This window comes from Listeria sp. SHR_NRA_18 (assembly GCF_003856515.1).
GTDB classification, from domain to species: Bacteria; Bacillota; Bacilli; order Lactobacillales; family Listeriaceae; genus Listeria_A; species Listeria_A newyorkensis.
The window spans coordinates 149,644-162,810 of sequence record NZ_QPKR01000008.1 but is presented as its reverse complement, the minus strand read 5'-3'; the positions used below and the strand labels follow the sequence as shown (position 1 = coordinate 162,810).

Genomic DNA, 13,167 nt, shown 5'->3' with positions numbered 1-13,167 from the left:
AACGCTTGTTATATTTTACGATTAAAAGTTAGCTACACGGCCAAAACCTACAAGAGATTGTGCCCAGAAGCCGCTTGAAAGGCTATCGATTTTAACACCGTCGTTTTGCGCGTTAATCATTTTGCCTCCGCCAATGTAAATACCAACGTGAGCGATTCCGCTACCATAGCTGAAGAATACTAAATCACCTGGTTTTGCTTGGCTTGAACTAATTTTAGTAGATGCTGCATATTGAGCACCTGAAGTTCTTGGAAGAGAAATTCCTGCTGCACGGAATGAGTAAGAAGTGAATCCAGAACAGTCAAATGAACCTGGTCCAGTTGCTCCTAGTGAATATGGTTTACCTAATTGTGCGTAAGCAGTTGAAATCATTGCATCATAACCAGAACCTGTTGGTGTTGGGATATTATTGTTTGTTGAACCTGAATTATTTGATGATGCTTTTTTCGCTGTAGTACTTTCAGATTTAGAACTGTTGTCATTAGAAGATGACGCTGTAGATGAAGAATCATTCGAACTTGCATTCGACGATGATGATTCTGTTTTCGTTTCCGTAGCTGCTAATGGTTGAACAGTTGTCGCTTCTTTCGCTGCTGCCGCACGAGCCGCCGCTGCTGCTGCTTCTCTATCACGTTGCGCGATTAAAGTAGATTTTTCTTGTTCTGTTGTTGCTTGTTGCGCTGCTAATTGTGCTACAACAGCTTCTTTCTCAGCTTTTTGAGCTTCGATTTTATTTTGTTGTTCTTCATAACTAGCGATTGCTTTTTGTTGTTTTTCTTGCTCTTTTTTAACAGATGCAGATTTTGATTTCAAAGCATCTTCGTCTTTTTGTTGTTCATCAAGGATAGCTTTATCAGAATCAACAATTGTGTTTACAGCAGACACACGGTCTACTAAATCGCTGAAATTATTTGCTCCTAAGACAACATCAAGATATACGTTTGAATTTGAGTTTACTTGCATAGAACGAGCGCGCTCTTTAAGGACACCTTCACGTTCTTTAATGCGGGCATTGATTGCCGCGATATCAGCGTTTAATTTCTTTAATTGTTCTGCTGATTTGTTGAAGCTCGCTTGTAGCTCTTTAGATTTTGCTTGCGCTGTTTCTAGTTTTGTTACTAGAGATGATAGATCAGCTTGTAAATCAGCTTTCTTAGATTTAAGATCGTTTAGCTTAGCATCTTTCTGTTGGATGTCTGTGTTAACGTCCGCAAATGCATTTGTTGTAAAAACCGGTGATAAACTGATTACAGCTGCCATTGACGCAGCGATTAAAGTATTTTTTTTCAAAAGATTTTACCTCCTAAAAAGCTCCCTAGGCTTTTCTTTCATTGAATTTTTTTATTATTTTTTAGAATGCGTTCGTTTCTCTGATACGCATTTAATTGTTAAACTTTCAAGAATCTACGGATGGAAATTGCGCTTCCCCATATACCAATCAATACTCCAATAGCAATGATTAACCCTGATATTTCATACATGAATGGGGTTGGCGATAATAAGGAAAGGTTGGTGCCTTCTCCAAGTCTTGGGTTGACAAGGTTATATGTGTTGATGTAACCCACAAATGTTAGTATGACTGGCACAATAGATCCTAATAGACCTAGCCAAGCGCCTTCTAACACGAACGGCCACCGGATAAACCAGTTTGTCGCTCCTACCAATTTCATAATCTCAATCTCGGTTCGACGCGAGTAAATCGCAATCTTAATCGTATTGGAAATTAGGAACATGGCTGTTAATAAAAGACCAGCACTTAATATGATACCAGCATATCGTCCCCATTTCAAGACATTAAACAATTTATCTACTGTTTTTTCACCATAGTTCACTTTTGCGACATATTTCATTTTCTCGATCTGGGATGCAACCTTCGCCGTTTCACTCGGCTCCTTCGCTTGAACAATGAACACATCGTAAAGTGGATTATCTTGTTCGAACAACTCGAAATCCTTACCATATGTAGAGACTAACTTCTCCATTTGCTCATCTTTGGAAGAAAATGTGACACTATCGACGCCGTTTAGCTCTCCGATATTGGCTTTTAATTCATCCTGTTGATCTTTGGTCGCAGTAAGTTGGATATGCACGTTAATTTCAACGTCATTCTCAACATCATCTGCTAACTTGTTCATGTTCATCATAATTGCGAAGAACACACTGACTAAAATCAAAGTTACTGTTACCGCACTAGCTGCAGCGAATGTCATCCAACCGTTACGATAGAGACTCTTAAAGCTCTCTTTAAAATGTCTACCTACTGTTCTAAATTTCATAGCCATAATCTCCTTGCTGTTCATCCCGAACGATTCTACCGTTTTCAATAGCGATTACACGATGTTTCAGAGTATTAACAATCTCTTTATTGTGTGTCGCCATAACGATTGTCGTTCCGCGATTACTTATTTCTTCAAGGATATTCATGATTTCCCATGAAGTATCAGGATCGAGGTTTCCAGTTGGTTCATCTGCAATTAAAACCTGTGGCATATTTGCTATCGAGCGAGCAATCGAAATCCGCTGTTGCTCCCCGCCAGACAACTCATCTGGTAGCATTCTGACTTTGTGTTTCAAATTAACTAGGTCTAGCACTTCCATGACACGGTCTTTGATGACTTTCGGATCTTCCTCTACTACTTCCATCGCATACGCAATGTTTTCATAAACGGTTTTGCTCGGTAGCAACTTAAAATCCTGAAAAACAACGCCGACATGTCTTCTTAAAAATGGGACTTCTCGATTCTTCATATGGAGTAAATCAAATTTACCCACGTTAATCGTTCCTTTTGTTGCTCGCTCTTCGCGGTATATCATTTTGATAAAAGTCGATTTACCAGCACCACTCGGCCCTACGACATAAACGAATTCTCCCTGATCGATCCGAATGTTCAATCCGTTCGCGGCTGTTATACCATTGGGATACTTCTTGTAGACATCTTCCATAACAATCATTTTATCACCTAACTATGCCTTTCTTAAATCAAGTTGGAATGATATAACATGTAAGATAACCCGAATCTGTGCAGTGAAGTCTCAAACAAGGCTCACCATTTTTGCTGAAGTACTTGAAGTCACAACGCATAATACAATTATAACACTTCAATTTTTCAGCCATGGGTTAATTAGGTTACAGTTATATTTCAACCAATGACAAGTTTTATTTTATTCGCAACATACCTATTTACATTCATTTTCATTGTTAACTATTTTACGTTATTCTCTTTCTGTAAAAAGACCATAAAAAAACGTGCCCGAATTTCCGCACTGTTTTACTACTCTCCTATTGTACCGCGTTTTCCAGTGAATTAACATTACAGGGATATTAAAAATAGTTACAGTGAAATCAATTGGAATAGACCACTTCTTGTAAGCAAATACCTTCCCACTTACTCTGAATGAGCTTCTTGTTACACAACTGTTATACAAACGATGCGCTATTTTAAAACTGTATTACAAAAAAGCAACATTAACTTGATTGGTCAATGCTGCTCGTTTTGCATTCTTATTATAAGTTGAAGCCTTCTCCCATCACTTCACTTGCGCTCATAACGACGACAAATGCGTTTGGGTCAATCTCTTTTATGACGCCTTTTAACCTTGAAAATTCGGACTGGGCAATGACACAGAGCAATATTTGCCTGTCATCTTCTGTATAACCGCCTTTTGCCGATAGACGCGTAATACCTCGGTCAATTTTATAAAGGATGGCGTGGCGTATCTCATCTTGCTTTTCAGAAATAATAAGCACGGTTTTTGACTGATTGAGCCCCACTTGAACGAGGTCGATCGTCTTACTCGTAGCGAAAAGTCCGATAAGCGCGTACAATCCCGACTCGATATCAAAGACGAACATAGCCGCAATAACGACAAACCCATCAATCAAAGCCACACAAATACCTAGCGAAAGATTCGTGAATTTGTGCAAAATTTGGGCGATAACATCTGTACCACCAGTCGATGCTTTGCCGCGAAAAACAATGCCTAGCCCAACACCAACCAACACACCGCCAAACAATGCGGCAACGAGTGGTTCATGCGTCCAAACCGTCCAATCTGCTGTCAAATAAACAAATAGTGGCATAATCATCGTGCCAACAAAAGTCTTGATTCCAAACTGGTAGCCCAAGAAAAATACGCCTGCAAAGAATAACGGAATATTAAAAGCCCACTGAATGTAAGCCGGTGTCCATCCCGTTAAATAATTAATAATCGTACTAATCCCGCTCACGCCGCCAGAAGCAACATGATTTGGCAGTAGCAAAACATTGAAAGCCAAAGCAATAATGAAAGCGCCTAAAATAACATAGACATACTCCATCGCTTTCGCTAATTTAGGCGGAAGTTTACGCCGTTTGACTGGTTTTATTTCGCTCATTTTTTCACCTTAATCAATCCGCGAACGCAGATAGCCATTGATAAACTCATCAATATCGCCATCCATCACTGCTTGTGTATTTCCTGTTTCAACATTTGTACGGTGATCTTTTACCATGGAATATGGATGGAATACGTAGGATCGGATTTGACTTCCCCAACCTATTTCTTTTTGTTCACCGCGAAGTTCCGCAAGTTCTTTCTCTTTTTCTTCTTGCTCTTTTTGGTATAATTTCGCTTTTAACATTTTCATTGCTTGATCACGGTTTTTCAACTGCGAACGCTCGGATTGGCATGTTACAACAATTCCGGATGGTATATGCGTCATCCGCACAGCTGAGTCGGTCGTATTGATATGCTGACCACCGGCACCGGTCGCGCGATACGTGTCGATTTTTAAATCCTCAGGGCGCACTTCGATTTCGATGTCGTCATCCATTTCCGGCATCACATCACAGGATACGAACGATGTATGGCGACGTCCCGAAGAATCGAATGGCGAAATACGGACGAGACGGTGAACGCCTTTTTCCGCTTTTAAGTAGCCGTATGCATTATGTCCTTTGATGAGCAATGTGACACTCTTAATGCCCGCTTCGTCTCCTGCTTGGTAATCCAGCATTTCGACTTTGAAATCCTTCTTGTCCGCCCAGCGCTGGTACATGCGCAGTAACATGGAGCCCCAATCCTGCGACTCCGTTCCGCCAGCTCCTGGATGTAACTCTAAAATCGCGTTATTTTTATCGTAAGGCTCGCTTAACATCAATTTCAATTCAAAATCTGTTAACTTCGCCACAAATGTCTCTAATTCTGTTTCTAGTTCTGTTTGCAACTCTTCATCTGCCTCTTCACGCAAAAGTTCCAAACTGAGTTCTAGATTTTCTTGCTCCTCTTCTAACTCATGAAACGCATTATACGTCTCTTTGTAGCCATTCGCTTCATTGATGACTTTCTGCGCTGCTTGCTGGTCATTCCAAAATTCTGGGTCCAACATTTGATCCTCTAACTCAGCAATCCGAACTTCTATGCTGTCTAAGTCAAAGAGACCCCCTAAAGTCTTTGATTTGTTGGGTTGTCTTTTCTAGTTCATTGCGAATTTCAGCTAATTCCATTCTCAACACCTCTTTTTCAATTTTCATGCATCAAATAAATGCACCCTTAATAATATAGCATACTTAGAGAGAAACTGCGATTCCAAACAAAAAACCAGGAAAAATCCTGGCTTTTTGCATCTTACTATTTCTCTTTTCCGTGACAGTTCTTATACTTTTCGCCACTTCCACAAGGACACGGATCATTACGACCAATGTGTTGATCTTTGTGAACTGGTTGTTTCTTAGCAACCGGTTTGCCTTCGTTTGGATCGATAGCATCACCTTTCGCCACTTGTTCACGCTCAAGATTTTGACGAATTTCAGCTTTCATAATATAACGCGCAACTTCCTCATCAATCGAACTAATCATTGCTTCAAACATTTCAAAGCCTTCTGATTGATATTCACGTAGCGGATCGATTTGACCGTAGGCACGTAGATGAATACCATCGCGTAAATGATCCATTGCATCGATATGATCTACCCATTTCGTATCTACTACACGTAGCAATACTACTTTTTGGAACTCATTGAATTCTTCTTCTGGTAGCAATGTTTCTTTTTCATTGTATGCTTCATTCACTTTTTCTAAAATGAAATCTTGAATGTCATTAGACTCCATATTCTTAATGTCATCTACGCTAATTACGTCTTCTGGTAGCAAGTTCGCTTCCACGAAATCGATAATTCCTTGCAGATTCCATTCTTCACGATCCTCTTGTCTTGGTGCATTAGACTGTACCACAAAATTCACGACGTTTTGAATCATTGGTTCGATCACAGAGCGCAAGTTATTCTCTGCAGTAATAACTGCATAACGCTGTTTATAAATAACTTCACGTTGTTGACGTAAAACATCATCGTATTGCAGTACTTGTTTACGCGAATCAAAGTTATTTCCTTCGACACGTTTTTGAGCAGATTCAACGGCACGGCTAACCATCTTACTTTGGATAGCTTCGTCGTCCATTCCAAAACGTTCCATCATCGATTTCATGTTATCTGAACCGAAACGTTTCATCAACTCATCTTCCATTGAAAGATAGAATTGTGTCACGCCTGGATCACCTTGACGTCCTGCACGACCACGTAACTGATTATCAATACGTCTTGATTCATGACGCTCTGTACCAATAACAGCTAAACCGCCTGCTTCGATTGCACCTTCGCCAAGTTTAATATCCGTACCACGACCAGCCATATTTGTCGCGATAGTTACAGAACCTTTTTCACCAGCAAACTGGATAATTTCAGCTTCTTTTTCATGTTGTTTCGCATTCAAAACGCTATGTGGTACACCTTTACGTTTTAATTTATGGGAGATAACCTCAGACGTCTCGATGGCTACTGTACCAACTAGTACTGGTTGCCCATTCGCATAACGCTCAGCGATATCTTCTACCACAGCATTAAATTTCGCATCAATCGATGTGTAGATTAAATCCGCACGGTCATCACGAACGATTGGCTTATTCGTCGGAATTTCGATAACACGCATGTTATAAATATCGCGGAATTCTTCTTCTTCCGTTTTAGCCGTACCAGTCATACCAGATAGTTTCTTGTACATACGGAAATAGTTCTGGAATGTAATAGTCGCCATTGTTTGTGATTCATTTTGGATTGTAACGCCTTCTTTAGCCTCAAGCGCTTGGTGCAAACCTTCACTGAAACGACGGCCCTTCATAATACGACCAGTAAATTGGTCTACAATCAATACTTCATCGTCTTGCACAACATAATCAACATCAAGATGCATAGTATAGTTTGCTTTCAAAGCTTGCGCAATATGATGCAATAAAGTAGAGCTTTCAATATCAAATAAATTCTCGACGTCGAAATACTTCTCACCTTTTGTCATACCCTCTTCGGTCATGTATACTGATTTCGTCTTAATATCAACTGTATAATCTTTCTCCACTGTCAATGTCTCAACGAATGAATTAGCACGAACGTATAGAATGGTCGATTTCTCTGCTTGACCAGAAATAATCAACGGCGTTCTCGCTTCATCAACAAGAATGGAATCGACCTCATCAATTACCGCATAAGAAAGCGGACGTTGAACCATTTGCTCTTTATAAACAACCATGTTATCACGTAAATAATCAAACCCTAACTCATTGTTTGTACTGTACGTAATATCAGCAGCATATGCTTCACGTTTTTCTTCACTGGAAAGCGCATTTAGATTCAGTCCAACTGAAAGACCAAGGAAATTATATAGAACGCCCATTTCTTCCGCATCACGTTGCGACAAGTATTCATTGACTGTAACAACATGCACGCCATTGCCTGAGAGCGCATTTAAATAAACAGGTAGTGTTGCTGTCAGCGTTTTACCTTCCCCAGTTCTCATCTCTGCAATATTACCTTCGTGTAGTACGATACCACCCATTAATTGAACACGGAATGGGAACATACCTAGTGCACGCTTTGCTCCTTCACGCGCAACAGCAAAAGCCTCTACCAAAAGAGAATCTAATGTTTCTCCATTCTGATACCGCTCTTTAAATGCCTCTGTTTTCGCACGTATCTCATCATCAGAAAGCTTCGCCGTTTCTTCAGCTAGTGCCTCAATCTGATCTGCTTTCTTCTCTAGATACTTAACATCTTTTTTACCAGATTCAAATATCTTTTTTAATAAACCTGCCATGATCTTATTCTCCTCTACTGTTTCTATACTTTCCCTGAAGTTGAAATCGTCGCGCTCTTCCCATTTTCTGACGCAACTGCCTTATCACAGGCACACTAGACAATTCTACCATCTTTCGCCTGTCTTTTACAACCTGTTTTCCTGTGAACATTTCGACGCATTTCCTTTGATTCTGTATAAAAGCCTAGGCTATGCGATTTATTTAAATAAAAAAATATCTTCTTAACTCCGTTTTTCGTCATTCACTATTTTATTTTTAATTAGGTATTGACAACAAAAGCCGAGATCCCCTTGTTTTGGATCCCGGCTTTTAGAGGACAGTCTAAGTTAATTGGTTTCAATTAAACCGTATTTACCATCTTTACGACGATACACAATATTTGTGCCGTCTGACTCTGCATCCGTATATACAAAGAAACTATGGCCTAATAAATTCATTTGAAGTACAGCTTCTTCACTATCCATTGGTTTCAAAGAAAATTCCTTTGTACGAACAATGTCTAGCTCGCTGTCATTTTCAAATTCATCTGCTGCAGCACTGCCATTTACTTCTGAAAAAGCAAAGTAATCATGCTCAGCGCCTTTATCACGGAATTTACGGTTCACTTTTGTTTTGTGTTTACGAATCTGTCTCTCTAATTTATCTACAATTAAATCAATACTTGCATATAAATCCCCGCTCGTTTCTTCAGCACGTAACACTAAATTTTTGAGAGGAATGGTCACTTCAACCTTTGCATTCTTATCGGAATAAACTTTAAGATTCACATGAACATTAGCATCTGGAGCCTCGCTGAAATAGCGCTCTAATTTGTCGATTTTCTTTTCAACATACTCTCTAATTGGCTCCGTTACTTCAATGTTTTCGCCACGAATGTTATACTTTAGCATAGCAATTCCTCCTTTGAAATAAAACAAATCATACTTTGCAAGAAGTGAATGACTTCTTAGATACAGTCTACGTTATAATGTAGTATTTTGCAAACATTTACACAGAGCAAAATTACTATATTCCAACTGCTTACATAGTCTGTAAGTATGATGCTGTTACTCTATTCATTCCACAAATCCTCAAATACAAACCTAAAATAATTGAAAATTTTGCTTTAACGGAAAATAGTGAGTGATGATACGCTTTTAGCACCTGCTTTCACAAGGGCTTCTGCGGCCAGATGCAACGTGGCTCCGGTTGTATAGATATCGTCGACTAGTACTATTTCTTTGGATTGAATGACCATTTTGTTTTCTACAAAAAAGAACTGCTCCTGCTCGATTCTTTCTTTGCGTGTTTTTTTAGATTGCTTTTCGGTGTGCTCTCTCTTTAGCTCTGTCACAAATGGAATATCTGCAAAATGAAGGAGTCCTTCTGTTTGATTAAATCCGCGCTCTTTTCTCCGCTCCGAACTGATTGGTAGCGGTATTGTGACCTCTTTATTCATTTCTGTCCACTTTGCTTTCAATCGCTCTGCAAAAACTGCTGCAATCGCGTAATCTCCCCTGTATTTATAGAGAGCCATTAGATCCTTAGCGAATTCATTATATGTGTAACAAGCCATATTTTTGTGTAAATAGCCTTGCCGTTCTTTTTTCGCCCATTTTTGGCAATCTTCGCAAATTAACGCTTCATCAGGATCCGCCATCTGTCTACCGCACTTGCTACAGGTAGCATTATCAATACGATATAACTTAGATTCGCACCTGATACAGATTACACGCTCTTTTTCTAACTTAAATAAACTTCCCCAAGAAACTTCCGATATCAACTCTGTTTCACATAGGAGGCACTTAGTTTTCATCTAACAACCCTTGACGCTTTCCAAGTTGATTCATCATTTTTATTTGCGAAATCGCCAATGCCATATTTTTAGAAACACCATTGTGAAAAAATAACACATCTCCACTTGGATAATCAAATTTCCGTCCAGCGCGACCTGATATTTGGACCAAGGCTGATTCCGTGAAAATTCTCCCTTCACTTCCGAAGACGCCTACCTGCACATTTGTAAAGGTTACTCCACGCTCAAGAATTGTCGTTGTAAGTAATAATCGAATCGTTCCGTCTCGCATTTGTTGCACCTTTTCTTTCCTCTCTGGATCCGCCGAATGAACCGTCAAAAGCGGCTCGAAGTTTAGATGTTCAAGGATGCTTGCCACCTCTAGCATGACTTTGATTTCCGGAAAAAACAGTAAGACGGGACAATCCTCGCTCAGCTTTTGTCTCATCCATTGGTGTATCTTGCTAGGAATTTTTTGTTTTTGTAATTCTTTTTTCCAATTCCCTACCCATATTTTCTGAGGAACAGGAAGCGATTTTCTATGGTAACGCGCCGGGACTTTCACAAAATTACGCTTTCCATTACCGCATTCTTTTTGCCATTTTCTGTCTGGCGTTGCTGTAATAAAAATGGAGCAACCTGTTCGTAATTGTGCTTTTTTAACAGCGTATTCCAAAAATGGGTCTTTAGCATACGGAAAGGCGTCCACCTCATCTATAAAAACAACATCAAACGCTTCATAAAATCTAACGAGTTGATGGGTTGTCGCTACTACAAAACGTTCCCCATTGTAAACATCTGTCGAATCGCCGTATAGACAAACCATATCCACGTCCGGAAACACTTCTTGCAACCGTGGAAATAGTTCCAAACAAACATCTACTCTGGGTGAAGCCACACACAGACGCCCACCGTTGACCAGCACTTCATTCATCCCTTCAAACATCATTTCTGTCTTCCCAGAACCAGCCACGGCCCATAAAAGTAGGTTTTCTCTATCCTTTACGGCTTGATGCACTTTATCGGATGCCACTCGTTGACCTGGGGATAATTCTCCTTTCCAAGCCAAGTAAGTATCTCTTTGATGTGAGGTACTCATCACGCTAGGTAAAAAGAAAAGGTTGGCACACGCCGTCATCTTCCCCATTATGATACAGTTTCTGCAATACCAACATTCTTCACTACCACAATGACTGCAAGGAGATTTAAAAAACAGGGTCTCTTGATTATTTCCGCATCTAAAACACAATTTCTTATTCTCATTGATTTGAATCGCTTTAACTTGTTGCATGCCTTTACTATCAAGGGTTTCTTCTTCTGAAAATAGCCTTCCCTCTATTTTTCTCTGCAATATCCTCACCTCGTATACCCATTTATACACGAAATAAAAAATGTTTGCCAATTGCCATATTCCGATTTTCATCCCTGATTACAGCTTTATTGGCATACATTTTAGAGTAATATTTACTTTTTCGGCCTTTTCTCAGACTTTTTATGGTTTGTTTGAACTTTTTTATGCTTTTTATTTTTTCTTGTTTGTGCGCTATACTAGTAAAAAACCTCCTAAACTAATAGGAGGCTGAAAATATTTATTTTATTGTCCATACGAGAGCTAACGAACCTTCACCAAGGTGCGTTGCAATAACCGGGCCGAAATAGCTGATATTAAAATCTACATTAGGATGTGCCTTCTGTAACTCCGCTCTCCAGTTCTCTGCTTTTTCATAGCAATTGCCATGAACAATGTATGCTTGTTGCGCTTGACCATTTTCTACAGCCTCAGCTAAAAGACCTTCAATTCTGCGAAATGCTTTTTTCTGTGTTCTAATTTTTTCGAACAGAACAATCTTTGCCTCCTCAAAATGAAGGATTGGCTTAATTTGGAGAACACTCCCAATAATCGCTTGAGCATTGGAAAGCCTACCACCTCTTGCAAGATGATTTAAGTCATCCACAATGAAATAAGCACCCATAGCATCACGCATAGCATCCAATTGCGCCAAAATGACGTCTAATTCAGCTCCTGTAGTTGCTAATTTTGCAGCCTTCTCCACTAGCATTCCCATAGCCATACACGCTATTTCAGAATCGTACGCCGTAACGTGAATGCCTTCTACCATTGCTCCAGCCGATACAGCATTCTGATAGGTACCGCTAATCCCGCTACTAAGATGGACGCTAATAACTTTATCAAAGCCCTTGTCCCGCAATTTTTCATATAAAAGAACAAAATCACCTGGCGCTGGTTGAGACGTTGTTGGAAAGGATTTAGCCGCCTTCACAATGCCATAAAAGTTGCTTTCATCGATATCTTTATTCTCCACATAAGACTTCCCGTCAATCGTCACAGAAAGCGCCACACTATAAATCTCAAACTTATCGATTACTGCTTGGGGTAAATAAGCAGTACTGTCAGTCACGATAGCAATTTTCTCCCCCATAAAGTCACCTCAAACTTAACGATTTTATCTGATGAATACCCAGCCATTTTTGATTGCAGTCACAACAGCTTGCGTACGATCGTTTACTTTCATTTTTTGTAAAATACTACTCACGTGATTTTTAACAGTCTTCTCACTAATGAAAAGTGTTTCTCCAATGCCACGATTACTTTTACCATCCGTCAATAGCTGCAAAACTTCACATTCTCTGTGCGTGAGAATATGTAATGGCATCTTGACTTCCGGTTGCTGATAACCATACGCGCCCTGTGCATTATTAGTACTAGCCAAATGACGATATTCACGAACTAATTTGATAGCAGCTTTCGGGTGGATATATGCCCCACCATCTTCCACTGTCTTGATAGCATCAACAAGATCTTTAGCGTCCATTTCTTTAAGTAAATAGCCCACTGCTCCAGCGCGCAGAGCCTCTGTAACAAATTCATCTGTATCATGAATAGTCAACACCACCACTTTTATACTCGGAAATTGTCTCACTAGCATTTCTGTGGCATCCAGACCGTTTACAGTAGGCATATTTATATCCATAAGCACGATGTCTGGTCGATATTCGCGCACCTTAGCAACTATATTTTTTCCATTTTCGGCTTCTGCAACTACTTCAAATGAATCTTCTAGTTCTAGTATACGCTTTATACCTTCACGAAATAATTGATGATCGTCTACAATCATGATTTTTACAGTCATAATGAGAAATCCTCCTTCAAAATTCTTATTTTCATATTCGTTCCCATTTTTATCCCTTTAGTAGCTCTAAAGACCACTCAGATTAATTTATCGACTATATTCCTATAGCTTTTCTC

The 13,167-nt window shown here is 39.6% G+C and carries 11 protein-coding genes; all 11 read right to left on the bottom strand.

Features of this window, described 5'->3' with window-relative positions; genetic code table 11:
• Window positions 1-21: 21 nt before the first annotated feature.
• The 11 genes from DUK53_RS12800 to DUK53_RS12750 all read right to left on the bottom strand — a co-directional run bounded on the left by DUK53_RS12800 (window position 22) and on the right by DUK53_RS12750 (window position 13,051).
• Complete coding sequence (locus DUK53_RS12800; RefSeq protein ID WP_036089730.1) at window positions 22-1,290, bottom strand: C40 family peptidase; 1,269 nt, start codon at window positions 1,288-1,290, stop codon at window positions 22-24.
• Window positions 1,291-1,388: 98 nt separating this feature from the next.
• Window positions 1,389-2,276 carry a permease-like cell division protein FtsX gene (gene ftsX / locus DUK53_RS12795; protein WP_036089728.1) on the bottom strand — a complete coding sequence of 296 codons (888 nt, stop codon included), beginning with the start codon at window positions 2,274-2,276 and terminating at the stop codon, window positions 1,389-1,391.
• Complete coding sequence (gene ftsE, locus DUK53_RS12790; RefSeq protein WP_036089727.1) at window positions 2,266-2,952, bottom strand: cell division ATP-binding protein FtsE; 687 nt, start codon at window positions 2,950-2,952, stop codon at window positions 2,266-2,268. The genes ftsX and ftsE overlap by 11 nt, the downstream gene beginning before the upstream one ends.
• A gap of 553 nt (window positions 2,953-3,505) precedes the next feature.
• Window positions 3,506-4,375, bottom strand: coding sequence for a YitT family protein (locus tag DUK53_RS12785; protein ID WP_036089724.1), 870 nt, complete (start codon window positions 4,373-4,375; stop codon window positions 3,506-3,508).
• Window positions 4,376-4,384: 9 nt separating this feature from the next.
• Window positions 4,385-5,486 (bottom strand): peptide chain release factor 2 gene (gene prfB, locus DUK53_RS12780; RefSeq protein ID WP_103034995.1). Its coding sequence is split into 2 segments (ribosomal slippage): window positions 4,385-5,413 and window positions 5,415-5,486, totalling 1,101 coding nucleotides; the frame shifts between segments, so codons are not numbered across the junction.
• A gap of 124 nt (window positions 5,487-5,610) precedes the next feature.
• Window positions 5,611-8,124, bottom strand: a complete 2,514-nt coding sequence (secA, locus tag DUK53_RS12775; RefSeq protein ID WP_036089718.1) for a preprotein translocase subunit SecA — start codon at window positions 8,122-8,124, stop codon at window positions 5,611-5,613.
• A 327-nt stretch (window positions 8,125-8,451) separates the two neighbouring features.
• Complete coding sequence (gene hpf, locus DUK53_RS12770; protein ID WP_036089716.1) at window positions 8,452-9,015, bottom strand: ribosome hibernation-promoting factor, HPF/YfiA family; 564 nt, start codon at window positions 9,013-9,015, stop codon at window positions 8,452-8,454.
• Between the two features lie 215 nt (window positions 9,016-9,230).
• Entirely contained in the window at window positions 9,231-9,764 is a 534-nt protein-coding gene (locus DUK53_RS12765; protein ID WP_159106205.1) for a ComF family protein, read from the bottom strand.
• Between the two features lie 145 nt (window positions 9,765-9,909).
• Complete coding sequence (locus tag DUK53_RS12760) at window positions 9,910-11,190, bottom strand: ATP-dependent helicase ComFA (RefSeq protein ID WP_052164769.1); 1,281 nt, start codon at window positions 11,188-11,190, stop codon at window positions 9,910-9,912.
• Window positions 11,191-11,488: 298 nt separating this feature from the next.
• Window positions 11,489-12,340 carry a DegV family protein gene (locus DUK53_RS12755; protein ID WP_036089710.1) on the bottom strand — a complete coding sequence of 284 codons (852 nt, stop codon included), beginning with the start codon at window positions 12,338-12,340 and terminating at the stop codon, window positions 11,489-11,491.
• 24 nt (window positions 12,341-12,364) lie between these two features.
• On the bottom strand, window positions 12,365-13,051 hold the full coding sequence (locus DUK53_RS12750) for a response regulator transcription factor (protein WP_036087343.1): 687 nt from the start codon (window positions 13,049-13,051) through the stop codon (window positions 12,365-12,367).
• Window positions 13,052-13,167: the final 116 nt, after the last annotated feature.